This is a genomic window from Rhizobium sp. SL42 (assembly GCF_021729845.1).
Lineage (GTDB): Bacteria > Pseudomonadota > Alphaproteobacteria > Rhizobiales > Rhizobiaceae > Allorhizobium.
In genome coordinates this window covers 744794-768203 of the sequence record NZ_CP063397.1, presented here as the reverse complement: position 1 = coordinate 768203, position 23410 = coordinate 744794, and the positions used below count along the sequence as shown (strand labels likewise).

22 protein-coding genes and 1 tRNA gene are annotated in these 23410 nt (G+C 59.7%); 14 read left to right on the top strand and 9 right to left on the bottom strand.

Annotation, left to right across the window (positions count from 1 at the left end):
- Positions 1–78: 78 nt before the first annotated feature.
- The 8 genes from infB (at position 79) to IM739_RS03395 (ending at position 9998) form a co-directional block, all read left to right on the top strand.
- Positions 79–2787: a translation initiation factor IF-2 gene (infB, locus tag IM739_RS03430; RefSeq protein ID WP_237369834.1), complete on the top strand. Its 2709-nt coding sequence runs from the start codon at positions 79–81 to the stop codon at positions 2785–2787.
- 180 nt (positions 2788–2967) lie between these two features.
- On the top strand, positions 2968–3381 hold the full coding sequence (rbfA, locus tag IM739_RS03425) for a 30S ribosome-binding factor RbfA (RefSeq protein WP_237369833.1): 414 nt from the start codon (positions 2968–2970) through the stop codon (positions 3379–3381).
- A gap of 6 nt (positions 3382–3387) precedes the next feature.
- The gene (gene truB / locus IM739_RS03420; RefSeq protein ID WP_237369832.1) at positions 3388–4317 is read left to right on the top strand and encodes a tRNA pseudouridine(55) synthase TruB; all 930 of its coding nucleotides are present in this window, start codon (positions 3388–3390) and stop codon (positions 4315–4317) included.
- Positions 4318–4469: 152 nt separating this feature from the next.
- Positions 4470–4739 (top strand): 30S ribosomal protein S15, encoded by a 270-nt coding sequence (gene rpsO, locus IM739_RS03415; RefSeq protein ID WP_237369831.1) that lies wholly within the window; start codon positions 4470–4472, stop codon positions 4737–4739.
- A gap of 345 nt (positions 4740–5084) precedes the next feature.
- Positions 5085–7226, top strand: a complete 2142-nt coding sequence (gene pnp / locus IM739_RS03410; RefSeq protein WP_237369830.1) for a polyribonucleotide nucleotidyltransferase — start codon at positions 5085–5087, stop codon at positions 7224–7226.
- Positions 7227–7354: 128 nt separating this feature from the next.
- The gene (locus IM739_RS03405) at positions 7355–8371 is read left to right on the top strand and encodes a class I SAM-dependent methyltransferase (protein ID WP_237369829.1); all 1017 of its coding nucleotides are present in this window, start codon (positions 7355–7357) and stop codon (positions 8369–8371) included.
- Positions 8372–8493: 122 nt separating this feature from the next.
- The gene (locus tag IM739_RS03400) at positions 8494–9522 is read left to right on the top strand and encodes an AraC family transcriptional regulator (RefSeq protein WP_237369828.1); all 1029 of its coding nucleotides are present in this window, start codon (positions 8494–8496) and stop codon (positions 9520–9522) included.
- A 212-nt stretch (positions 9523–9734) separates the two neighbouring features.
- On the top strand, positions 9735–9998 hold the full coding sequence (locus IM739_RS03395) for a LuxR C-terminal-related transcriptional regulator (protein ID WP_237369827.1): 264 nt from the start codon (positions 9735–9737) through the stop codon (positions 9996–9998).
- Positions 9999–10075: 77 nt separating this feature from the next.
- Here the strand turns inward: IM739_RS03395 and fabI are convergent, their stop codons facing one another.
- From fabI to fabA, 3 genes are read right to left on the bottom strand one after another with little or no spacing between them, the layout of a single operon-like run.
- A complete protein-coding gene (gene fabI / locus IM739_RS03390) occupies positions 10076–10882 on the bottom strand; it encodes an enoyl-ACP reductase FabI (protein WP_237370963.1) in 807 nt (268 codons plus the stop codon).
- Between the two features lie 5 nt (positions 10883–10887).
- Positions 10888–12111, bottom strand: coding sequence for a beta-ketoacyl-ACP synthase I (gene fabB, locus IM739_RS03385; protein ID WP_237369826.1), 1224 nt, complete (start codon positions 12109–12111; stop codon positions 10888–10890).
- Positions 12112–12150: 39 nt separating this feature from the next.
- Entirely contained in the window at positions 12151–12669 is a 519-nt protein-coding gene (gene fabA / locus IM739_RS03380) for a 3-hydroxyacyl-[acyl-carrier-protein] dehydratase FabA (RefSeq protein ID WP_159945881.1), read from the bottom strand.
- A 311-nt stretch (positions 12670–12980) separates the two neighbouring features.
- On the opposite strand from fabA, the gene irrA reads away from it, so the two are divergent.
- Entirely contained in the window at positions 12981–13397 is a 417-nt protein-coding gene (gene irrA, locus IM739_RS03375; protein WP_237370962.1) for an iron response transcriptional regulator IrrA, read from the top strand.
- Between the two features lie 3 nt (positions 13398–13400).
- On the opposite strand, the gene IM739_RS03370 is transcribed toward irrA, so the two are convergent.
- Positions 13401–14036: a trimeric intracellular cation channel family protein gene (locus IM739_RS03370; protein WP_237369825.1), complete on the bottom strand. Its 636-nt coding sequence runs from the start codon at positions 14034–14036 to the stop codon at positions 13401–13403.
- A gap of 119 nt (positions 14037–14155) precedes the next feature.
- On the opposite strand from IM739_RS03370, the gene IM739_RS03365 reads away from it, so the two are divergent.
- Positions 14156–14629 (top strand): hypothetical protein, encoded by a 474-nt coding sequence (locus IM739_RS03365; protein ID WP_442981085.1) that lies wholly within the window; start codon positions 14156–14158, stop codon positions 14627–14629.
- 30 nt (positions 14630–14659) lie between these two features.
- Here the strand turns inward: IM739_RS03365 and IM739_RS03360 are convergent, their stop codons facing one another.
- On the bottom strand, positions 14660–15451 hold the full coding sequence (locus IM739_RS03360; protein ID WP_237369824.1) for a YdcF family protein: 792 nt from the start codon (positions 15449–15451) through the stop codon (positions 14660–14662).
- A 174-nt stretch (positions 15452–15625) separates the two neighbouring features.
- Here IM739_RS03360 and IM739_RS03355 point away from each other — a divergent pair, with 174 nt between their 5' ends.
- The gene (locus IM739_RS03355; protein WP_237369823.1) at positions 15626–15823 is read left to right on the top strand and encodes a hypothetical protein; all 198 of its coding nucleotides are present in this window, start codon (positions 15626–15628) and stop codon (positions 15821–15823) included.
- 128 nt (positions 15824–15951) lie between these two features.
- Here the strand turns inward: IM739_RS03355 and IM739_RS03350 are convergent.
- Positions 15952–16027: transfer RNA gene (locus tag IM739_RS03350), tRNA-Ala, on the bottom strand.
- Positions 16028–16178: 151 nt separating this feature from the next.
- A complete protein-coding gene (locus IM739_RS03345; RefSeq protein ID WP_007606023.1) occupies positions 16179–16568 on the bottom strand; it encodes a TIGR02300 family protein in 390 nt (129 codons plus the stop codon).
- A 280-nt stretch (positions 16569–16848) separates the two neighbouring features.
- Here IM739_RS03345 and cmk point away from each other — a divergent pair, with 280 nt between their 5' ends.
- Together cmk and rpsA are read left to right on the top strand one after the other, a co-directional pair.
- Positions 16849–17478, top strand: coding sequence for a (d)CMP kinase (gene cmk, locus IM739_RS03340; RefSeq protein WP_237369822.1), 630 nt, complete (start codon positions 16849–16851; stop codon positions 17476–17478).
- 157 nt (positions 17479–17635) lie between these two features.
- Positions 17636–19339: a 30S ribosomal protein S1 gene (gene rpsA / locus IM739_RS03335; RefSeq protein WP_237369821.1), complete on the top strand. Its 1704-nt coding sequence runs from the start codon at positions 17636–17638 to the stop codon at positions 19337–19339.
- 97 nt (positions 19340–19436) lie between these two features.
- On the opposite strand, the gene IM739_RS03330 is transcribed toward rpsA, so the two are convergent.
- Positions 19437–21239 (bottom strand): hypothetical protein, encoded by a 1803-nt coding sequence (locus tag IM739_RS03330; RefSeq protein WP_237369820.1) that lies wholly within the window; start codon positions 21237–21239, stop codon positions 19437–19439.
- Positions 21240–21512: 273 nt separating this feature from the next.
- Here IM739_RS03330 and IM739_RS03325 point away from each other — a divergent pair, with 273 nt between their 5' ends.
- Entirely contained in the window at positions 21513–22910 is a 1398-nt protein-coding gene (locus tag IM739_RS03325; RefSeq protein ID WP_237369819.1) for a nicotinate phosphoribosyltransferase, read from the top strand.
- On the opposite strand, the gene IM739_RS03320 is transcribed toward IM739_RS03325, so the two are convergent.
- Positions 22911–23195 (bottom strand): hypothetical protein, encoded by a 285-nt coding sequence (locus IM739_RS03320; RefSeq protein ID WP_237369818.1) that lies wholly within the window; start codon positions 23193–23195, stop codon positions 22911–22913. It lies immediately after the preceding gene.
- Positions 23196–23410 lie beyond the last annotated feature (215 nt).

The window sequence follows — 23410 nt, the reverse complement described above, 5'->3', positions numbered from 1 at the left end:
CTCCGTGGTTTAGGACAGTATGTGAACGGCTTGGTCTGATGCTCGGCATCCGGCCTCGCTCGAAGGAACGGGAACGGAATGACCGACAACAAAGACGACAAGACCATCGGCGTGAAAAAGACGCTCACCCTGAAGCCATCGGGGATGAGCCAGGGCACCGTACGCCAGGACATGGGGCGCGGCCGCACGAAGTCGGTCGTCGTCGAAACCGTGAAGCGGCGCCCGACGCGGCCGCAGGACGAAAAGCCGCCGATCACGCCGGTCCGGGCGCCTGAGCCTGTCGCACCGGTGGCTGTTGCTCAGCCACCGCGGCCGGCAGCGCCTGCACCTGCGCCGACACCCGCTCCTCGGGTCCAGCCGCCGGCTCCGCAACACCAGCGCCCGGTTCAGCAGCAGAACAACAACCGCCAGCCCGAGCGCCCTCAGCAGAACCGCCAGCCGGAACGTCCGCGCGGCGCCGTATTGCACGACCTGTCGGCCGGCGAGATGGAAGCCCGCCGTCGCGCGCTGATTGAAGCACAGGCACGCGATGTCGAGGACGCCAAGCGTCGCGCCGAAGATGAAGCCCGCCGTCAGAGGGAAGCCGAGGCAGCAGCGATCGTCGCGGCCGAGGAGGCCGCCCGCCGGGCCGCCGAGCCACAGCCTGAACCGCAACCCGAAGCACCGGTCGAAACGGCTCCTGCCGCTGTCGCTTCGCCTGCGGCTGGTCGTCCTGCCAACGAAACGCGTCCGGCTGCACCGACCGCTCCGGCGGCTCCAGGCTTCGTGCGTGGCCGCAAGGCCTCCGACGATGAAGAAGATCGTGCGCCGGCTCGCGTCATTCCGGGTCGCGGCAAAGTCGTGGCTCCGGCTCCGGCCAAGGTCCCTGCCCGTCCGAAGGTCGAGGAAGACCGCCGCCGTGGCAAGCTGACGGTCACCACGGTGAGCACTGACGACGATGGCAATGCACGCGGCCGCTCGATGGCAGCGACCCGTCGCCGCCAGGAAAAGTTCCGCCGCAGCCAGATGCAGGAAACGCGCGAGAAGGTCATGCGCGAGGTCATCCTGCCGGAAACCATCACCATTCAGGAACTGTCGCAGCGCATGTCCGAACGCGCTGTCGACGTCATCAAGTACCTGATGAAGGAAGGTCAGATGATGAAGCCGGGCGACGTCATCGACGCCGACCTCGCTGAACTGATCGCCACCGAATTCGGCCATACCGTCAAGCGCGTTTCGGAATCCGACGTTGAAGAAGGCATCTTCAACATGAAGGACGACGAAGGCGAAATGGTATCGCGTCCGCCGGTCGTGACCATCATGGGTCACGTCGACCACGGCAAGACCTCGCTGCTCGACGCCATCCGCAAGACCAGCGTCGTTTCCGGCGAAGCCGGTGGCATTACGCAGCATATCGGTGCTTATCAGGTCGAACAGAATGGTCAGAAGATCACCTTCATCGACACCCCCGGCCACGCCGCATTCACCGCGATGCGTGCCCGTGGCGCCCAGGCTACCGACATCGCCATCCTGGTGGTTGCTGCCGACGACAGCGTGATGCCGCAGACGATCGAGTCGATCAGCCATGCAAAGGCTGCCGGCGTTCCGATCATCGTGGCGATCAACAAGATCGACAAGCACGAAGCCAATCCGGACAAGGTTCGTCAGCAGCTTCTGCAGCACGAAGTCTTCGTCGAATCCATGGGCGGTGAAGTGCTAGACGTCGAAGTTTCGGCGAAGAACAAGCTGAACCTCGACAAGCTGCTGGAAGCGGTCCTTCTTCAGGCCGAAATTCTCGACCTGAAGGCCGATCCGAACCGGACTGCCGAAGGTACGGTCATCGAAGCCCAACTCGACCGCGGTCGCGGCTCGGTGGCAACGGTTCTGGTCCAGAAGGGCACGCTGAAGCCCGGCCAGATCATCGTGGCCGGCGACCAGTGGGGCCGCGTTCGTGCGCTGGTCAACGACCAGGGCGCGCATGTCAAGGAAGCCGGTCCGGCAATGCCAGTCGAGGTGCTCGGCCTGTCGGGCACGCCTGCTGCCGGCGACAAGTTCGCTGTTGTCGAAAATGAAGCCCGTGCTCGCGAGATTTCCGAGTACCGTCAGCGTCTGGCCCGCGACAAGGCCGCTGCCCGCCAGTCGGGTCAGCGCGGCTCGCTGGAACAGATGATGACCCAGCTGCAGAATACCGGTTTCAAGGAATTCCCGCTGGTGATCAAGGGCGACGTGCAGGGTTCGGTCGAAGCGATCATCGCTTCGCTCGACAAGCTCGGCACCGACGAAGTGCGTGCCCGCATCGTTCATTCGGGTGCAGGTGCCATCACAGAATCGGACATCTCGCTTGCCGAGGCGTCCAATGCCGCCATTATCGGCTTCAACGTTCGTGCCAATGTCCAGGCACGCGCCGCGGCCGAACGGGCGGGCTCTGAAATCCGCTACTACAACATCATCTACGATCTGGTGGATGACGTGAAGGCAGCGATGTCGGGCCTCCTGTCTCCGGAACGTCGCGAAACCTTCCTCGGCAATGCCGAAATCCTGGAAGTCTTCAACATCACCAAGACCGGCAAGGTCGCGGGTTGCCGCGTCGTCGAAGGCAAGGTCGAACGTGGTGCCGGCGTGCGCCTGGTGCGCGACAACGTCGTCATCCACGAAGGCAAGCTCAAGACACTCAAGCGCTTCAAGGACGAAGTCGCCGAAGTGCCGATGGGTCAGGAATGCGGTATGGCCTTCGAGAACTACGAAGACATCCGTGCCGGCGACACGATCGAGTGCTTCCGCGTGGAGCATATCACCCGTACGCTCTGATCCAGAGATTGCGGTCACAAATAGAGAACGGGCGCCGGGTTTCCGGCGCTCGCTTTGTTTGAATGCGGCCATTGGTCTGCAACGGCTGTTGCAGCCGATCGTATCTTCTCCCAACTGATGCATTGCGACCGGGAAAAACCGGAACTTCGGACCCCATTGAATGCGAAAGGGCAAACGACCATGAGCAAAGCAAACTCTTCAGCTCCCACGCAGCGCATGCTGCGCGTCGGCGAGCAGGTGCGCGCCGCCATCACTCAGGTCCTGCAGCGTGGCGATGTACGCGATGATCTGATCGAACGGACGGTCATCTCCATTTCGGAAGTGCGGATGTCCACCGACCTGAGGATCGCGACGGCCTTTGTGGCCCCGCTGGGGGTCAGCGACCATACCAGCATCATCGACGCCCTGAACCGTCATGCCAAATACATCCGGGGGCGGATCGGCAGCCAGCTTCGCCAGTTGAAGCATATGCCCGAGGTGCGTTTTCGCGACGACACCAGCTTCGACAACTACCAGAAAATCGATGCGCTGCTGCGCTCGCCGGAGGTCCAGCGTGACCTTGCCGCCAACAGTGCAGACGACGAACAAGAATAAGAGACAATGTCCAAACCCAGAAAACCCAAGGGTCGCCCGATTTCCGGCTGGCTCGTTCTCGACAAACCCGTAGACTTCGGTTCCACCGAAGCCGTCGGCAAGATCAAATGGCTGTTCAACGCCCAGAAGGCCGGCCATGCCGGCACGCTCGATCCACTCGCCTCCGGCATGTTGCCGATCGCGCTTGGCGATGCGACCAAGACCGTTCCCTATGTCATGGACGGCCGCAAGATCTATGAATTCACCGTGACCTGGGGCGAGGAACGCTCGACGGACGATCTTGAAGGCGAAGCGACCCGGACATCCGACAAGCGGCCGAGCGAAGACGACATCCGCGCGCTGCTGCCGAACTATACCGGCGTGATCAACCAGATCCCGCCACAGTTTTCCGCCATCAAGATTGCCGGCGAGCGGGCCTACGACCTCGCCCGCGAAGGCGAGACGGTGGAAATTCCGTCGCGCGAGGTTGAAGTCTTCCGCCTGACCTTGCTGAACGTGGAAACCGACAGGGCGCATTTCGAAGTGGAATGCGGCAAGGGCACCTATGTGCGGTCGATCGCCCGGGATCTCGGACGCGATCTCGGCTGCTACGGCCATATCTCGAGCCTGCGTCGCTCGTTTGTCGCGCCGTTTGCCGAAGAGATGATGGTGCCGCTTGCGGAGCTGGTGGCGCTTGAGGCCATCGAGGACCGCGATGCCCGGCTCGAGGCACTCGATGCCTTCATCGTCGACACGAGCGAGGCACTATCGGCCCTGCCACAGATCCGCATCACCGAGGACCAGGCGCATCGCCTGCGCATGGGCAATCCGATCATCGTACGGGGCCGAGACGCTCCGGTTGCCGAACCGGAGGCTGTCGCGCTGTCGGGAAGCAAGCTGGTTGCAATCGGCGAGATTGCCGGCGGCGAGTTTCATCCACGACGGGTGTTCAACTGAAATCACCGAAAAACGTCCGCTCTTCCCTTTCAAAGGGGAATGGAGTATAGGCGGCACCAGCTGGCGCTTATGCGCCTGCATTCATGGCCATTGCTGAACGACATCTCGGCATTGGGCGACCTTTTTCTCATAAATTCTAGAAAGGATTTACGATGTCGATTACTGCAGAACGCAAGGCTGCCCTCATCAAGGAATACGCGATCAACGAAGGCGATACCGGTTCTCCGGAAGTCCAGGTTGCGATCCTGACCGAGCGGATCAACAACCTGACGGAACACTTCAAGGGTCACAAGAAGGACAACCACTCCCGCCGTGGCCTTCTGACGATGGTTTCGACACGCCGTTCGCTTCTTGACTATGTCAAGAAGAAGGATGAAGCCCGCTACAGCAAGATCATCGCTGCTCTGGGCATCCGCCGCTAAAACAGTTTCCGGCGGATCTTCGGATGAAGATCCGCCGGCCTCTTTTGGGACACAGGTCCCTGGACTTCGACAGATTGTCATCGTGATCGAAGCGCATGAAAGGCAGTCCGGATGACCGGTGCTGCAAATACCAACCGATGACCTGTCATGGGGCAGGATTGCCGGATGCTTTCGCCAGAGATCTGGCGTCAGATGGACTGAGCGGTCGGAAACAGATCCGTTCGCGACACCCGAAAGCCTCCCGCTGTCTTGCCCGTGATGTGTCAGAATTTCCGCGGAGACGTTGGTTCCTTCTGGACCGTTCGTCTATTTGTGCAAGGGCACTCCGTGGATGAAGGACAAGAGATGTTTGATACTCACAGCGTTGAAATCGAGTGGGCAGGCCGCCCGCTGAAGCTCGAAACCGGCAAGATCGCCCGTCAGGCTGACGGCGCCGTTCTGGCCACCTACGGCGAAACCGTCGTTCTCGCCACCGTCGTTTCGGCCAAGGCACCGAAGCCGGGCCAGGACTTCTTCCCGCTCACCGTCAACTACCAGGAAAAGACCTATGCCGCCGGCAAGATCCCCGGCGGCTATTTCAAGCGCGAAGGCCGTCCGTCGGAAAAGGAAACGCTGGTTTCCCGCCTGATCGACCGTCCGATCCGCCCGCTGTTCCCGGAAGGCTACAAGAACGACACCCAGGTCGTCGTCACCGTCGTCCAGCACGACCTTGAAAACGATCCGGACGTATTGTCGATGGTTGCCGCCTCGGCAGCCCTGACCCTTTCCGGCGTCCCGTTCATGGGTCCGGTCGGCGGCGCACGCGTCGGCTACATCAACGGCGAATACGTTCTGAACCCGCATCTGGACGAAATGGACGAGTCCGTACTCGACCTCGTCGTTGCCGGCACCCAGGACGCCGTCCTGATGGTTGAATCGGAAGCCAAGGAACTCAACGAAGAAATCATGCTCGGCGCCGTCATGTTCGGCCACAAGGGTTTCCAGCCGGTCATCGACGCGATCATCAAGCTTGCCGAAGTGGCTGCCAAGGAACCGCGCGATTTCCAGCCGGAAGATCATTCCGAGCTCGAAGCCGAGATGCTCAAGCATTTCGAAGCCGAACTGCGCGCTGCCTACAAGAACACCCAGAAGGCTGAACGTTATGCAGCCGTCGACGCCGTCAAGGCGAAGGTGAAGGCACACTTCTTCCCTGAGGGCGTTGAGCCGAAGTACACCGCCGAAGTCATCGGCGCGACCTTCAAGCACCTGCAGGCAAAGATCGTCCGCTGGAACATCCTCGACACCAAGAGCCGCATCGACGGCCGCGACCTGTCGACCGTTCGTGCGATCATCTCTGAAGTCGGCATCCTGCCGCGTACACATGGCTCTGCGCTGTTTACCCGCGGCGAAACCCAGGCCATCGTCGTTGCCACGCTCGGCACCGGCGAAGACGAGCAGTATGTCGACAGCCTGACCGGCATGTACAAGGAGCGCTTCCTGCTCCATTACAACTTCCCTCCCTACTCGGTTGGCGAAACCGGCCGCATGGGTTCGCCGGGCCGTCGCGAAATCGGTCACGGCAAGCTCGCATGGCGCGCCATCCGTCCGATGCTGCCGTCGGCTGAACAGTTCCCCTACACGCTGCGCGTCGTCTCCGAGATCACCGAGTCGAACGGCTCCTCCTCGATGGCAACCGTTTGCGGCACCTCGCTCGCCCTGATGGACGCCGGCGTTCCGCTGGCAAAGCCGGTTGCCGGTATTGCCATGGGCCTGATCCTCGAAGGCGAGCGCTTTGCGGTTCTCTCCGACATCCTCGGCGACGAAGATCACCTCGGCGACATGGACTTCAAGGTTGCCGGTACTGCCGACGGCATCACCTCGCTGCAGATGGACATCAAGATCGCCGGTATCACCGAGGAGATCATGAAGGTGGCTCTGGAGCAGGCTCAGGGTGGTCGCAAGCACATCCTCGGCGAAATGGCCAACGCCATCAGCGAAGGCCGTTCGCAGCTCGGTGAATTCGCACCGCGCATCGAAGTGATGAACATTCCGGTCGACAAGATCCGTGAAGTCATCGGTTCGGGCGGCAAGGTCATCCGCGAAATCGTCGAAAAGACCGGCGCCAAGATCAACATCGAAGACGACGGCACCGTGAAGATCGCCTCTGCCTCCGGCAAGGAAATCGAAGCCGCCCGCAAGTGGATCCATTCGATCGTGGCCGAGCCGGAAGTCGGCGTTGTCTACGAAGGTACCGTTGTGAAGACCGCCGACTTCGGCGCCTTCGTCAACTTCTTCGGTTCGCGTGACGGCCTCGTGCACATCTCTCAGCTCGCTTCCGAGCGTGTTGCCAAGACCTCTGACGTCGTCAAGGAAGGCGACAAGGTCTGGGTCAAGCTGATGGGCTTCGACGAGCGCGGCAAGGTTCGCCTGTCCATGAAGGCCGTCGACCAGACGACCGGCAAGGAAGTTGTCGAAAAGAAGAGCGAAGGTGGCGAAGCCGCTGAATAAGCGCGCTTCCTGCTGATCCAGAGGCGCGGAATAACTTCCGCGCCTTTTTTGTTATCCGATTGTTTGACGCAGTCTTCACCCGAAGAGGCCCGGCGCCCTTCCCTGAACTGCTCTAAAGGGGCCTCGACATGAGCCGCGAAACGCTGAAGACACTGTTCCATCCGTTCGTGACGGAAACCATCGCGCTGCCGGGCGAAGGTACCCGCTACCTCTTTCTCGGCGCAGAAGCAGGCTTTGCCAAGCCCGACGGATTTGCCGCGGACCTGACTGTGGTTCAGGGCTTCCGCCCCGATTTTCGCCGACTGGAAGCCGCACACCAGGCGCCCGTTCCTGTCGCAGAAGGCGATGACTTCGATGGTGCGCTGATCCTGTGCGACAAGCACAAGGGCATCAATGAAGACCGTGTTGCCGAAGCGCTGAAGCGCGTCAGGGCTGGTGGCCTCGTCGTGATCGCAGGCGCCAAGGAAGACGGCGTTCAGCCATTGCGCAAACAGCTCGATCGCCTGGGCTTCGAGCCGGAATCGATGCCGAAGTATCACGGCGTCGCAGTCTGGTTTACCGTGCCTGAGGATGCGTCCGCCGCGATCGCTGCGCTGCAGGCCAAGCCGGTCATCGTGGACGGTCGTTTCGAGACCCGTGCCGGCCTGTTCTCGCACGCGCATGTCGATGGGGGCTCGGAGCTTCTGGCAAGCCGACTTCCGACAAATTTCGACGGCAACGCTGCCGACTTTGGTGCGGGCTGGGGCTATCTTTCCGTCATGCTTGCCGAAAAGTCGCCGCGCACCAATCGCATCGATCTTTTCGAGGCCAGCCATGACGCGCTGGAACACGCCCGCAGAAACCTCGCGACCAACTGCCCGAGGCTGACGACGCGTTTCTTCTGGCAGGATCTCGGCAACGAGCCGGCGAAGGAGAAATATGATCTGGTGATCATGAACCCGCCTTTCCATGAAGGGCACGCCGCAGAACCATCCATCGGTGAAGCGATGATCAAGGCCGCGGCCGAGGCACTGCGCAATGGCGGCGAACTGCTTCTGGTCGCGAATCGCGGCTTGTCCTACGAGGCCGTGCTTGCTGCCAACTTCAAGCAGCATGGAGAAACCTGCCGCAACGCTCGCTTCAAGGTCCTTTGGGCGAAACGCTAGTTCATACTTTCGTATCTGGTCACGGGAGATTGATATCTTCCGCGACCGCCGCACTCGACTCGCGCAGTGTCTTGACTTAGCTTTTGACGCCAAGCTCTTTCCCTTCGGCGCCAGGCTTTCCAATGCCGCAAAAAAATCTGACCGATGAACTGACGACGGTCGCGGGCCTTGCCTCGGCCGTAGTGGTTCACGCCCAGAGCTACGGCATAGATATCGTGCCGATTTGCAAGGCGCTGGACATCAATCCTGACTGTTTCCAGAGCATGACTGCCCGCATCAGCCTTGATCGCCTGTGCAGGCTCCTGGAAGCCTGTGCGCTGCTTTCCGATGACGAGGCATTCGGCCTTGTCAGCGTCCGAGCCTACGAGCCGGGTTCGACCGGCGCCTTCGGCTACGGACTGTTGTCTGCACCGACAGGTCTCGACTTCGTTCGCTTCCTTGATGCACATATTCAGTATGTGACCCATACGAGCTATTCGCGGCTGTCGATCGACGAGCGTGGCGCGCTTCTTTCATGGACATTTGCGCCGATCATCGTGAAACGCGATCAGTATGTCGATATGTCCGTAGCACTTGTCATGCAGCGCGCGCGTGATCTTGCCGGCCCGGTGACAGATCATGTCGAAATCGAGTTGGAGAGACCGAGGCCAAGGAATATCCAGCCGTTTCGGGAGTGCCTCACCCGGAAAGTCAGTTTTGGCCAGCGGATGAACTGCATCCGGTTCCCGACCAGTTTTCTGGAGGCGGTCAATCCGTCCGGCGACAAGCGGCTGCACGAACTGATGGATACGCAATGTCGGGCAGCCCGGCCCGCCACGCTCGACATGGATGGCGACTTTCTCGACCAGGTACGCCACTATCTGCTTCTGCATGTCTGCGATGGCGAATATCCGCTGTCTGACATTGCGCCCTATTTCGGCCTGTCGGAGCGGACCTTCCAAAGAAGGCTGGCCCAGCATGGCACGAGCATGAATGATCTTCGGGACAGCATTCGCCGCGACGTCAGCTTCAACCTGCTGACGGAAAGCGAGCTGCCGATCTCCGAAATCTGCTACCGCCTGGGTTATTCCGCGCCCAGCGCCTTCACGCGATCGGTCACCCGATGGTTCGGTCACACGCCAACCGAGGTGCGCGAGCGAAAGTCGGCATAAGCTTAAGGTCTTGACAAAAAAGCCATTGTGCCGCGAAATAGAGTTTCGGCTCAAGCCTCCCCCCAAGCAATCACACTGGCTTGCACCAAAGGATAAGACTTTGGCGCGCGGGGATAAATACTTTACGGCTGGTTGGTTTATAAGGCGGCCGTGTTGACGAGCGGGTTGAGCCCTTCCGTCTTGTGTGGCTTTACCTTCCCGGCATAAAGAAAATGATGACCGACACCCATATGGCGATCGGAGATCGGCTGATTTCTCCGATGCTTACAGATCGTGAAATACACTGCCTGACGCTGGTTGCCGAAGGCAAGAAGCCTGACGAAGCCGGAAATGGCTTGGCTCTATCGCGCGCGGATATCGATGTGGCGTTGACGTCGGCACGGATCAAGCTGAATGCCAGCAATCTCATGCATGCCGTAAGCATCGCAATGTTGATCGGCGCAATCGATCACTCGGATAAATCTCATTCGGAGTAGCCGATCTCCCATCGGCTAGCGGACCTTCCGACTGAATGCCTGGCGCGTTACGAGACGCGCCAGGCTTTTTTTACCCCTTATTCGCTGTCCGCACTGGCGAGAACATCCAGCGCAGGCATCGATGTGACGTTGTAGCCCGCATCCACGTAGTGGATTTCACCGGTCACACCGCGCGACATGTCCGAGAGAAGATAAAGCGCCGAACTGCCTACATCCTCGATCGTGACACTGCGGCGGAGCGGAGAGTTCTTCTGCTGCCAGGACAACATCGCGCGCGCATCGGCAATGCCGGCACCTGCCAGCGTGCGGATCGGGCCTGCGGAGATCGCATTGACGCGAATGCCGCGGGGACCGTAGTCAGCCGCGAGATAACGCACCGATGCTTCAAGAGCTGCCTTGGCAACACCCATGACATTGTAGTTCGGCATGACCCGGACAGAACCGCCATAGGTCAGCGTCAGCATCGAGCCGCCCTCGGTCATCAGGCCGGCTGCACGCTTGGCGATTTCGGTGAAGGAGAAGCAGGAGATCACCATGGTCTTAGTGAAATTATCCCGCGTCGTGTCGGCATACAGCCCCTTCAGCTCGTTCTTGTCGGAAAAGCCAATGGCGTGAACAATGAAGTCGATCTTGCCCCAGCGGGCCTTCAGGGCGTCGACAACCCCATCCAGCGACGCCAGATCCTCGACATCGCACGGCAAGACGACATCCGAGCCGAGTTCGGCCGCCAGCGGCTTGACGCGTTTGCCCAGCGCTTCGCCCTGGTAGGTGAATGCGAGTTCCGCGCCGGCCGATGCGAGCGCCTTGGAGATACCCCAGGCGATCGAGTGATTGTTGGCAACGCCCATGATCAGGCCGCGTTTGCCCTGCATAGATCCCAGCATACCGGTCATGCGTCGTGGCGCTGGAAGACCAGCGTGGCATTCGTGCCACCAAAGCCGAAGGAGTTCGAAAGCACCGTGTCGATCTTCGCGTCATCGATGCGCTTGCGCACGATCGGCACACCGTCGAATTCGGGATCCAGTTCGGTGATGTGGGCGCTTTCGCCGATGAAACGTTCCTGCATCATCAGCAGGCCGTAGATCGATTCCTGAACGCCGGCTGCACCGAGCGAATGGCCGGTCAGCGACTTGGTCGACTGGATGTGCGGGATCCTGGAGCCGAAGACTTCGCGAATGGCGCCGATTTCCTTCGAATCGCCCACCGGCGTCGAGGTGCCGTGGGTGTTGATGTAGTCGACTTCGCCCTTCACCGTGGAGAGAGCCTGGCGCATGCAGCGGATGGCGCCCTCGCCCGATGGCGCAACCATGTCATAGCCATCCGACGTCGCGCCGTAGCCCGTGATTTCCGCATAGATCTTGGCGCCGCGTGCCTTGGCGTGCTCGAGCTCTTCCAGGACAAGAACGCCAGCTCCGCCGGCAATGACAAAACCGTCACGCGACGCGTCATAGGCACGCGATGCAGTCGAAGGCGTTTCGTTGTATTTCGAGGACATCGCGCCCATGGCATCGAAGAGGTTCGACATCGACCAGTCGAGATCTTCATGGCCGCCGGCAAACATGATGTCCTGCTTGCCCCACTGGATCATTTCAGCCGCATTGCCGATGCAATGCGCCGACGTCGAGCAGGCCGAGGAGATCGAGTAGTTGACGCCGTGGATCTTGAACCAGGTGGCAAGGGTTGCCGATGCAGTCGAGGACATCGCCTTCGGCACGGCGAACGGCCCGATGCGTTTCGGGCTCTTGTTCTGGCGGGTGATATCGGCCGCCTCGACGATCTGTCGGGTCGAAGGACCGCCGGAGCCCATAATGATCCCGGTCCGCTCGTTGGCGGCGTAGTCCTTTTCCTCAAGGCCGGAATCGGCCAGCGCCTGCTTCATGGCAACGTGATTCCAGGCACCGCCCTGCGACAGAAAACGCATTGCGCGGCGATCGACCAGATCGGTGGGATCCAGGTTGGGCTTTCCCCATACCTGGCATTTGAAGCCATGTTCGGCGAAATCAGGCGAAAAGCTAATGCCCGACTTTGCGTTGCGCAGCGATGCGGTGACTTCAGCAGCGTCAGCGCCGATCGAAGACACGATGCCAAGACCCGTTACAACAACCCGTCTCATCTCTCAGACCTTCTAGTAATTATGGTGGGGGACGGGCGCCTATTCGGCAACCTTGTCCTTCGACAGACCTACACGAAGGTCGGACGCCTGATATATGGTTTCGCCGTCAGCCTTCAACCAGCCGTCGGCGGTGCCGAGCACAAGGCGGCCACGCATCACGCGCTTGAAGTCGATGCCGTATTCGAGCAGCTTCGTATCAGGACGAACCATGCCCTTGAATTTCACTTCGCCGGTGGACAGCGCCATACCGCGACCTGGTTCCCCGAGCCAGCCGAGGAAAAAGCCGGTCAGCTGCCACATGCCATCGAGGCCCAGGCAGCCAGGCATGATCGGGTTGCCCTGGAAATGGCAGGGAAAATACCAATCATCCGGACGAACATCGTATTCCGCACGGATATAGCCCTTATCGAAAGCGCCGCCGGTTTCGGAGATGTCGGTGATGCGATGAACCATCAGCATCGGCGGCAGCGGCAATTGCGCATTGCCCGGGCCGAACAGTTCACCACGACCGCAGGAGAGGATTTCTTCGTAATTATAGCTAGACTGTCTCGTTACCATTTTTCTTCTTCTTCCCCCCTCGGCTGCATATGTCCGGACCCAATAGAGCAAGAGAGAGGCAAAATGAAGCCCCGCAATCTTGGGTCAGCCACCGTCGGCATTTCAGCCGGACGATGATCCTATTTCACTCAAGGTCGATACAGGAAGCAATAACGCACCACCAGACCCATTTCGCCGAAAAAAGGGCGCCTGCCCCGCCTGCCCACCGGCTTGTGGCCACCCGAACTATTGAAACGCCCTGATTTTGCAGTTATATCCGAAGTTGATGCGATGCACATTGCTCGCACCGAACCGGAGGTCGTTCTTTGACGATGGCAATGTGCCAGACTGGCATCGAACTGAAATTGCGCCGATCGGGCCTGCGCCCGACGCGTCAACGTATCGCGCTGGCCAATCTTCTGTTCGCCAAGGGCGACCGCCATCTAACCGTGGAAGAACTGCACGAGGAAGCTCTTGCTGCCGATTTCCCGGTGTCTCTGGCAACGGTCTACAATACGCTGCACCAGTTTACAGAGGCCGGGCTGATCCGTGTTCTCGCGGTCGAAAGCGCAAAGACCTATTTCGATACCAATGTTTCCGACCACCACCATTTCTTCGTGGAGGGGGAAAACAAGGTTCTCGACATCCCGGTCAACAACATCACGATCGACAACCTGCCGGAAGCCCCCGAAGGCATGGAAATTGCGCATGTCGACGTGATCATCCGCCTGCGCGCCAAGCAGGGCTGAGCCTCACATCACCTCATCCGGATGCCGTCCCGGCTTGTGCCGGTAGGTCGGGAAGGTCCAGCCGAAATAGAGTGCGCCACCGCGCACAATGAATGCCGCCAGCGCGCCAATCATCGATGCCACATAGAGCGGCACGCCGTTTTCATTGGCGACGGTAAAGACAGCGGCGCCGACAAGCGCTGCGGTGATATAGATTTCCGGCCGCAGCAATACCGATGGCTCATTGGCGAGAAGGTCTCGCAGCACGCCGCCGAGGCTCGCCGTCAGTGTTCCCGTGACAATGGCAATCGTCGGTGATCCCGTGGCAGCCAGCCCCTTGGCCGCACCCATGACGCAATAGGCCGAGAGCCCGATCGCATCCAGCCAGATCAACAGCTTGTAGCGCGACTCGACAAGATGCGCGGTAAAGAAGACCAGCACGCCGATGGCGCAACAGACAATGATGTAGTCCGGATTGAGGACCCAGAAGACCGGGACACGACCGAGCACGATGTCACGCACCGTGCCGCCGCCCAGGCCGGTGATGACGGCGAAGAACAGGAAACCGATCATGTCGAGCTGCTTGCGCGACGCCGCCAACGCACCCGTTGCCGCAAACAGCGCGATGCCGGCATAGTCCAGATACGATAGCAGCGACATGTCTCTTTCTCCTTCCGGCCGGTGCCAGGATTTGAATCACGCCGTTAAGGGTGACGCAAGCCGCCTGCGCTAGATTGACGCCTCCTGTCGTTTGGCCGCTGCACACCGGAGGTTCAGCTTTGTCGCCTTTTCTTCGCTTGCTTCTTGCCCTGCTGCTTGGCCTTGCAGCGCCGATTGCCCATGCACAGCAGGAACTTCTCAATGATCCGGAGATCTACGAGAAGGAGCATTACGGCAAACGCTGCAAACTGGTGCAATACGGTGCCGACTTCATCGGTCGCATCGACATCAACAACGATGGACTGATCGACGCGGTCACCAATAGCAGCGAAATCCTGTGCGATGGCACGCGCGGCCCGGACTGCTCCGAGGAGGGTTGTCCGTTCAATTTCTACCTCCAGGTCAAGGAGGGCGGCTATTTCATGATCGCCACCGCGCAGATGTACAGCTACGACTTCATTAAGCGCTTCGGCAACATGGTCTTTGTCCTGAAAATGCACCCGAAATATTGCGAGCGCGAGGAAGGCACAGACCCTTGCGAAATGACGGTGCGGGTCAGAGGCACAAAATTCCTGACAATTTCCAAGAAGTAGGCGGGCCTTCTAAGACGTAGCCGGGTCGGCTCACGGCGCGGGATAAAGCGCGCTCGTTCGCCCGAGGGCATAATAGGCGGCAAGACCGATGCCTTCACGCACAGCCGTTGCCATCTGTTGCGCGTTCAAGGTCGGCTGGGTGAAATCCAAAGCGGGCGTGACGATGCCACTCGTGCGGAAATCGACGGGCCAGGGCACAACATCGATGCCGGCCTTGCGAAACAGGCCGATGGAGCGCGGCATGTGAAAGGCCGATGTGATCAGCAGACAATTGCTCAAGCCATTGCGCTCAAGGAGTGCTCCGCTGTTTTCGACATTTTCGTAGGTCGTGCGCGAAGCGGGCTCACCGATCAGCCTTTCGGCCGGAACGCCGAACGTGGCAAAGAAGCGTTCGGAGGCCGCAGCATCACCTTCATAGCTGCCGCTCAGCGACCCGTCGCCGCCAGACACGAAAATCTTTGACCGAGGAAACTGCTGGGCCAGCCGCAGCGCCTCGACGAATCGCTCGCTGGCCTGGTTGAATTCGATACCGCCGCGCTGTGTAGTCACCTCCGTATCGAAGGCACCGCCGAGCACGATCATGCAGGAAGGCGCCGCTGGATCTCCTGCCGGACGGGCAAAGCGCGCCTCGAGGCCCTGCAGCGCGTAGGACCCGAGCGTCGTGTAAAGCGTGAGAAACAGAATGATGAGACCGACCAGAAGGGCGCTGATTGCCGTTTTGCGTCGATGAAATATCAGGGCGAAAAAGGCCAGCGTTGCGAAGAGAAAGGCTAGCGATAGCGGCTGCGCCGCCATCCAGAACAATTTCGACACAACAAACATACGGCTTCCTTAATTCCCGCACTGCCCCGGCACGGCTCATCGACGCAGAGCCTTATTTTACATCCTGCGCGCCGGATTGCGCGGATCCTTCAAGATACGTCAGTTTCGCTCAAGCGCGCGTTTCTACATCCACATCCATTGCCAAATTTCGATTCTTTAATGGGGAGGGTGTTCATGCGTTTTGCAATTGATACCGTCGATGAAACCGGAAACAACCGCATCTATATCGGAACCCCGCTCGGCATGGCCGAAGATACATTATGCGTCCAGCTCCGCGACAGAGAAATGAAAATCCAAATCGACAAGATCGTCGACTGGTTCCCCATCGATCGCCCCGAAAGCAGGGAACGCGGGCAGCTTTTCCCGCGCTGAACGCAAAATATATCTCAACGAAGGTGAGCGACGGTCTCGGATACATCCGCGGCCGTTTTTCGTTCATACGGAAATGACCAGGGTTTATCCCGATTCAGCAGAATGATCTATCTATGATTGGAGAGTTTTGGTGGAGCTAAGCGGGATCGAACCGCTGACCTCTTGCATGCCATGCAAGCGCTCTCCCAGCTGAGCTATAGCCCCATCAAGGGTCCGGCAAGGCCGGTTCCGGGAACCCCGTGAAGCAGTGCTTCCGTCGGGGTGGCGGCTTAATACGTTCGGTTTCCGAAGATAGCAAGCCTAAAAATTCGGACCCGGAAAACTTTTCGTCGCCGGGCCCGAAAATATTGAAAAATCAGACTTCGTCGTCATCACCGGAGACGCCGATGATGCCGGTCATGTCGTCATCGTCATCATCTTCATCGGCTTCGAGGAAGGTATCATCATCGTCATCGCCGTCGATTTCGACGTCGTCGTCGCCGAGGTCAGGAATGTCGTCGCCGCCGGCTGCATCATCTGCATCCTCAAGCGAAACCAGTTCGACATCCGTGTTCTCGGTATCGACTTCGGCCACTTCCTCTTCTTCAGCCTTCTCCATGATGGCTGCGACCGAGGTCTCCTCGAAATAGGAGAGGGGCCAGGATTTGCCCGTGTAGGGGGATACGACCGGATCCTTGTTCAGATCGTAGAATTTCTTGCCGGTATCAGGGCAAGTGCGTTTCGTTCCAAGTTCTGCCTTCGCCACTGTCAAAGCCTCATGAAGTCGTGAAGAATAAGGGCATGCGCCAAGCGCCCGGCGGAAAGCCGGCCAATCTGTAGTCGGTCCCCTTAATCGTTGCGCTCGGGTCTGTCAAAGGCAAACTGCAGCGATTGAGGGAGACAGCAGACCAGCTCCTGCGTTCAGCCGGTCGATAGGCCTGGAATCGCGTCTCGACACTGGAAGGCGCCACCTGGCGGCATGCTTGGCATTCACGGCCGAGATCGGTATCAGAAACGCAGATCTCATTTTCACGACGAGGACGCCGATGATCATCGCCATTGATGGACCTGCTGCAGCCGGCAAGGGAACGCTATCGCGCCTTATCGCCGAAAACTATGGGTTCCATCACCTCGACACGGGGCTTACCTACCGCGCCACAGCCAAGGCCCTGCTGGATGCGGGACTTCCGCTCGACGACGAAGGCGTTGCAGCGGAAATGGCGTGCTCCGTCGAGCTTGCGGGCCTCGACCGTGAGATCCTGTCGGCACACGAAATCGGCGAGGCCGCCTCGAAGATCGCTGTCATGCCCTCTGTGCGTCGCGCGCTGGTCGAAGCGCAACGTGCCTTTTCCAGCCGCGAGCCCGGAACCGTGCTCGACGGTCGCGATATCGGCACCGTCGTCTGCCCGCAGGCGCCGGTGAAACTCTATGTCACGGCCTCACCCGAGGTTCGAGCCAAGCGTCGCTTCGACGAGATTGTCGGCAAGGGCGGATCTGCCAGCTTCGACGCCATTTTCGATGACGTGAAGCGTCGCGACGAGCGCGATATGGGCCGTGCGGACAGCCCCTTGAAACCAGCTGCAGACGCGCACTTGCTAGATACATCGGAAATGAGTATAGAGGCGGCGTTTCAGGCAGCGAAGGTCTTGATCGACGCCGCCTTGGATAAAGCATGAACTGATCCGGAACCGGCCTAGCCGTTTTCCGTTTGAGTTGACCGATCCCACCGTCCCCGCGCCGGATTGCTCTTTAGAGCGGACGAAGGAATTGGCCCCGACCAACACGAACCACCGGCGCAGCCCGCATCCGAGATGGATGCGATTAGGAGATTTCATGTCTGTTTCTACCCCGTCGCGGGAGGACTTTGCAGCCCTTCTCGAAGAATCCTTTGCCAAGACCGATCTGGCAGAAGGCTATGTTGCCAAGGGCATCATCACAGCCATCGAGAAGGACGTCGCAATCGTTGACGTCGGTCTCAAGGTTGAAGGCCGCATCGCGCTGAAGGAATTCGGCGCACGTGCCAAGGACGGCACGCTGAAGGTTGGCGACGAAGTCGAAGTTTACGTCGAGCGCATCGAAAATGCTCTTGGCGAAGCTGTTCTGTCGCGCGAAAAGGCTCGCCGCGAAGAAAGCTGGATCAAGCTCGAAGCCAAGTTCGAAGCTGGTGAGCGCGTTGAAGGCGTCATCTTCAACCAGGTCAAGGGCGGCTTCACGGTCGACCTCGACGGCGCTGTCGCCTTCCTGCCGCGTTCGCAGGTCGACATTCGCCCGATCCGCGACGTCACCCCGCTGATGCACAACCCGCAACCCTTCGAAATCCTCAAGATGGACAAGCGTCGCGGCAACATCGTTGTATCGCGCCGTACGGTCCTCGAAGAATCGCGCGCCGAGCAGCGTTCGGAAATCGTGCAGAACCTCGAAGAAGGCCAGGTTGTTGACGGCGTCGTCAAGAACATCACCGATTACGGTGCGTTCGTTGACCTCGGCGGCATCGACGGCCTGCTGCACGTCACCGACATGGCATGGCGCCGCGTCAACCATCCTTCGGAAATCCTGTCCATCGGCCAGTCGGTCAAGGTTCAGATCATCCGCATCAACCAGGAAACCCACCGCATCTCGCTCGGCATGAAGCAGCTCGAGTCGGATCCGTGGGATGGCATCGCTGCCAAGTACCCGGTTGGCAAGAAGATCTCCGGTACCGTGACCAATATCACCGACTACGGTGCATTCGTCGAGCTGGAGCCGGGCATCGAAGGCCTGATCCACATCTCGGAAATGTCCTGGACGAAGAAGAACGTTCATCCCGGCAAGATCCTTTCGACCACGCAGGACGTCGACGTCGTCGTTCTCGAAGTCGATCCGTCGAAGCGCCGTATCTCGCTCGGTCTCAAGCAGACCCTCGAGAACCCGTGGCAGGCATTTGCCTTCAGCCATCCGGCCGGCACTGAAGTCGAAGGCGAAGTCAAGAACAAGACCGAATTCGGCCTGTTCATCGGCCTCGAAGGCGACGTCGACGGCATGGTTCACCTCTCCGACCTCGACTGGAACCGTCCGGGCGAACAGGTCATCGAAGAGTTCAACAAGGGTGACGTGGTCAAGGCCGTCGTTCTCGACGTTGACGTCGAGAAGGAACGCATCTCGCTCGGCATCAAGCAGCTCGGCCGCGACGCGGTTGGCGAAGCAGCAACTTCGGGCGAACTGCGCAAGAATGCCGTTGTTTCGTGCGAAGTCATCGCGATCAACGATGGTGGCGTCGAAGTGAAGCTCGTTGCTCACGAAGACATCACGTCGTTCATCCGCCGCGCCGACCTTGCTCGCGACCGTGACGACCAGCGTCCTGAGCGTTTCTCCGTTGGCCAGGTTTTTGACGCTCGCGTCACGAACTTCTCCAAGAAGGATCGCAAGGTCATGCTGTCGATCAAGGCTCTCGAGATCGCAGAAGAGAAGGAAGCCGTCGCTCAGTTCGGTTCGTCCGACTCTGGCGCATCGCTCGGCGACATCCTGGGCGCAGCCCTGAAGAACCGCACCAACGACTAATCGTTTCGGTTTCGCTGAATAGGAAAACCCGCCGGACAAAAACGTCCGGCGGGTTTTTTGTTGAGAACCGCCTGACCTTCGCTTGGCTGCTCCGGCTTCAGATCAATCCGGACATCCGAACATAGAGATCATGGGCGGGGTCATCGATCTCCCCAGTCTGCGTGACCCGTGGATTGAAAGAGAGATCCACCAAAACGGCGGCCGGCTCGGTTGCTCCAAGAGAGTGGACAGGCTCTTCCTCTACAGCGTCGTCCTGCGCGGCCTGGTCATGATCGTGTTCGTTCTGTTCAGCGCCGGCGGAACCGTCATCCGGCCGATCCTCGTCGGCCTGCTCTGCCCCGTCATCCTCCGGTCTGTCATCCTCTGCTTCTTCATCCTCACCAGAATGCCTGCGCTCGTCGACCTCCGTCGGCTCCGCCTTGAAGTCGTCTGCAATCAAGTAGTTTACGAAGGGAACGGGGATGACCTCGCGCAGTCCCGAATGGAGAAGAATTTCGGGCGTCTCGGTCAGCGGCGGCGTTGTTGCATAGACCACCTGTTCCTCGAAGCCGCCGTTGCGGATACGCGCCGCCTGAGCGAGATCTACGGCATCTTCGTCCGGAACTGTGCGGGCAACGCCCACTTCCTGAAGCATGGCCATCCGATCGTCAGCATCGCTGTGGACGCTGTCGGCGCGGGTGACATCGTCGTTGCCATCCTGCCCTTGAAGATTGAGCAAGGCGCGAACCAGATCTGTCTCGGCGGCTTCAACCTGCAAAGCAGCAAGGCTTGTTGCAAGCGTTACCGGCATCGAACCCGCAGCACCCGGCAACGCAGCAAACATGGCATTGTCTTCATCTTGCTCAACCAGGTCGCGATCGACCCCGCCAACGCGCGCAGTATCCTGCCCGACATCTTTGTGCCGCAGACCGGCCGGGAGTCCATGCTTGTCGTCAAGCTCGGTGTCTTCGATTGACGAAGGCGAACGGTTCCCTGCCGGCGGTGACAAATCGGCAGATTGTTCCTGACCTCTGGCTGCAATCGGCTTGCCGGCAGAGAAAGCCTCGTCCAAATGCGCCTGAAGCAGGTGAGGTGCCACGTCAAGGCTGGGCTGCTGGCCTCTCACTGGCGGAATGGTGTCCACTGCAGCAGGTGCCGGACGCGATGCTGCTGCCTGGGATTGCTCCAACCGCCCGGCTAGCACATGCCTTGTCATCCCGTCCAAATTACGGTTCCCATCCTCGACGAACGGCGCGACCGCGTGTCGCTCGGCAGGCATCGGCCTGACAGCGGTTTGATTGTTGATATCGCGCCTATCGGCTGTGGACTGTGCCACGGGTGATGGCAGAGCCGAATCGCTGGCCGAAGTCTGGATCGCAGCCGCAGGTGCGCGCGCCTCTCCAGAATTTTGCCTGTAGGATGTCACCACAGATCGGGCGGCCAGATCGCGATCCTTCTGGCGATAAAGCTCCAGGTAGATCGAGAGGGTTGCAGCTTCCGGGCCGGCGGGATTGCGGAATGCCTCAATCAGGGTTCGCAACTGCAGGCCCGCAAATGTCTGCACCAACAGGCGCTGAACCGCGAAACGCTCGCGAGGAGACAGATCGCTGAGCGCTTCGACCAAGCGAACCGCGAAACCACTCAATGTTTCATCAGGCAGGCGTTCCATCTTCAGTGCGCTGCCGAGCAAGTCGACCAGCACCGCGAGGTTCTGCGACATCCGCTCCTGGCCGGTCAGAAGGAGAAGGTTGAGGCGGCCCGCGATTTCAGTGTTTTGTTCCAGCGCACGGGGAGTGTTCGTGACCGTGTTTACCCCTGCGCCTGCCCCAGCGCTCGCACCGACGCCAGCCGCTATACCGGGCGCACGTGTTTCCTGGTGGGTCAGATAGATATTGGACGCGGCGCTCACAGGAGGAAGCATAGCCACCTCTCTCGGTGCGAGTGAAACAACAAGAGCAAAATCAGACCGCTCATGCGGCCCGTGGTCTCCATGCAACACGGCACGGAGTGATCAACACAAAGGACTTGCCGACTTATCAACGCACAGTGTCGCCAAAGATGGTTAAGAAAGCGCTAACCATAATTGCCAAGGCTATCCTTGCCGCTCCAGCATGGCTCGCTTACATCTCTATGCAGCGTGATTCTCGGTCGGCGATGCGGTATTGTCGGGCTGAAATCCGGATGGACGCCCAGCATGACACTCAATGCGATTTTGAACACGGACAGCTACAAGCTCGGGCACTATCTGCAATATCCCGCAGATACCCACGCCATCAGTGCCCTCATCACCACTCGCGGCAACTCCTTCCGGCCGGAAGTTATGTTTTTCGGGCTGCAGATGTTCCTGAAGGAATATCTCTCGAAGCCGATCACCGCTGCCGATATCGAGGAGGCGGAAGATGTCGCGGGGCTCCACGGGCAGCCCTTCGACCGTACGGGCTGGACACATATCCTCAAGGCTCACGGCGGATTTCTGCCGCTGCGCATCGCGGCCCTGCCCGAAGGCATTGCCATTCGGCGCGGCGTGCCTGTCGTGCAGGTCGTCAACACGGATCCGTTGGTACCGTGGCTAACGTCGCATATCGAGCCAGCACTGCTGCGCGCGGTCTGGTATCCGTCGACGGTGGCCACCACGGCATGGCGCCTGCGGCTGGCAATCCAACCATATCTCGATCGCACAGCCGACGATATCGCTGACCTGCAAAGGAACCGCATCAGCGACTATGGCGCGCGCGGCACATCCAGTCTGGAACAGGCAGCTTTGGGCGGCGCGGCGCATCTCGTGCATTTCGACAGCTCCGATTCCCTGCCGGGCATCTTGCATGCACGCCGCTACTATGGCGCCCGGATGGCTGGCAAATCCATCCCGGCTGCAGAACACAGCACGATCACCGCATGGGGCCAGAGCCGAGAGCCCAATGCCTTTGCCAACATGATCGACCGTTTCTCGAAGTTCGCCGCCTATTCTGTCGTGTCGGACAGCTTCGATCTCAACAACGCAGTTGCGGAGATCTGGGGTAAACAATTGCAGACCAAGGTTCGGGCATCCGGGGCGACATTGGTCGTGCGGCCCGATAGCGGCGATCCGATCGAAACCCCGGTTCAGGTTGTGGCGCAGCTCGCCTACGCCTACGGCACACGGCTGAACAGCAAGGGCTTCAAGGTTCTGGATGGGAATGTCAGGGTCATCCAATCAGATGGCGTATCGCTACAAGACATCCAGATGATCCTGGGTCGACTGGAAGGCATGGGGTTTTCGGCCGAGAACATTTCCTTCGGTATGGGCTCGGCACTGCTGCACAAGGTAAACCGGGATACCCTGTCCTTCACCATGCGGGCAAGTGCGCTCAAGGACGACAGGGGCGTCTGGCGCGACATCGGGCGGCGACCGACAAATCCTCAGGAAAAAGCGCCCATGTCCGGCCGGCTGGCGGTGATCACAGATGGCACCGACATCGTCAATATCCCCCTCGCCGAACTTGGCAGCCGGGAGAACATCCTGCACCCGGTCTGGGAGAACGGCACGCTTGTGCGCGACTGGAGCTTTGACGAGATCCGACAGCGCGCCGCGGAAGCGATAGACCCGCGCTGATCAGTCCATAGGCTTCATGTGCATTTGGTAGAGGCCCGCGTCGTCGGAAGGCGAAGCAATTCTCGGAGCGATATTGCCCGAATGGCTGCGCTCGTCGGCCGTGAACGCATCGAGCCAGTTGGCCGGCGCGTAACTAGGCTTGGAATCTGATTCATCCTGATCAGAATGCAGCGCGTCGTCATCGACGCCGTCCGGGAATGATGCCAGTTGGCTTTCCGGATCATCCCGGTACATTGGCAAATCACGTGATACCGTCTCAAGCAGGCTAAAGGATGCTTCCGTCATGTCCGCAGAAATTCACCGCGCTATGGAGGCATGACCGGTGCGAAAACCAATCCTGCCCCTCTGATTCTTTGCAGCCATGATGGGTGACGGGAGTTAAGAAAGGCTTGGCGAGTTCGCATCCGCGACCCAAGAATTAACCCGTGTTTTTTCAAGGAACGATCGTCGCCTGCACCTTGCCGGAACACACACTCAGTATGCGGCAGGATCCATCGGGG

Bases quoted from the DNA above. Each gene is read 5' to 3' on its own strand.
- infB (WP_237369834.1), top strand. From the start codon at position 79: ATGACCGACAACAAAGACGACAAGACCATCGGCGTGAAAAAGACGCTC.
- rbfA (WP_237369833.1), top strand. From the start codon at position 2,968: ATGAGCAAAGCAAACTCTTCAGCTCCCACGCAGCGCATGCTGCGCGTC.
- truB (WP_237369832.1), top strand. From the start codon at position 3,388: ATGTCCAAACCCAGAAAACCCAAGGGTCGCCCGATTTCCGGCTGGCTC.
- rpsO (WP_237369831.1), top strand. From the start codon at position 4,470: ATGTCGATTACTGCAGAACGCAAGGCTGCCCTCATCAAGGAATACGCG.
- pnp (WP_237369830.1), top strand. From the start codon at position 5,085: ATGTTTGATACTCACAGCGTTGAAATCGAGTGGGCAGGCCGCCCGCTG.
- IM739_RS03405 (WP_237369829.1), top strand. From the start codon at position 7,355: ATGAGCCGCGAAACGCTGAAGACACTGTTCCATCCGTTCGTGACGGAA.
- IM739_RS03400 (WP_237369828.1), top strand. From the start codon at position 8,494: ATGCCGCAAAAAAATCTGACCGATGAACTGACGACGGTCGCGGGCCTT.
- IM739_RS03395 (WP_237369827.1), top strand. From the start codon at position 9,735: ATGATGACCGACACCCATATGGCGATCGGAGATCGGCTGATTTCTCCG.
- fabI (WP_237370963.1), bottom strand. From the start codon at position 10,882: ATGCTGGGATCTATGCAGGGCAAACGCGGCCTGATCATGGGCGTTGCC.
- fabB (WP_237369826.1), bottom strand. From the start codon at position 12,111: ATGAGACGGGTTGTTGTAACGGGTCTTGGCATCGTGTCTTCGATCGGC.
- fabA (WP_159945881.1), bottom strand. From the start codon at position 12,669: ATGGTAACGAGACAGTCTAGCTATAATTACGAAGAAATCCTCTCCTGC.
- irrA (WP_237370962.1), top strand. From the start codon at position 12,981: ATGGCAATGTGCCAGACTGGCATCGAACTGAAATTGCGCCGATCGGGC.
- IM739_RS03370 (WP_237369825.1), bottom strand. From the start codon at position 14,036: ATGTCGCTGCTATCGTATCTGGACTATGCCGGCATCGCGCTGTTTGCG.
- IM739_RS03360 (WP_237369824.1), bottom strand. From the start codon at position 15,451: ATGTTTGTTGTGTCGAAATTGTTCTGGATGGCGGCGCAGCCGCTATCG.
- IM739_RS03355 (WP_237369823.1), top strand. From the start codon at position 15,626: ATGCGTTTTGCAATTGATACCGTCGATGAAACCGGAAACAACCGCATC.
- cmk (WP_237369822.1), top strand. From the start codon at position 16,849: ATGATCATCGCCATTGATGGACCTGCTGCAGCCGGCAAGGGAACGCTA.
- rpsA (WP_237369821.1), top strand. From the start codon at position 17,636: ATGTCTGTTTCTACCCCGTCGCGGGAGGACTTTGCAGCCCTTCTCGAA.
- IM739_RS03330 (WP_237369820.1), bottom strand. From the start codon at position 21,239: ATGCTTCCTCCTGTGAGCGCCGCGTCCAATATCTATCTGACCCACCAG.
- IM739_RS03325 (WP_237369819.1), top strand. From the start codon at position 21,513: ATGACACTCAATGCGATTTTGAACACGGACAGCTACAAGCTCGGGCAC.
- IM739_RS03320 (WP_237369818.1), bottom strand. From the start codon at position 23,195: ATGACGGAAGCATCCTTTAGCCTGCTTGAGACGGTATCACGTGATTTG.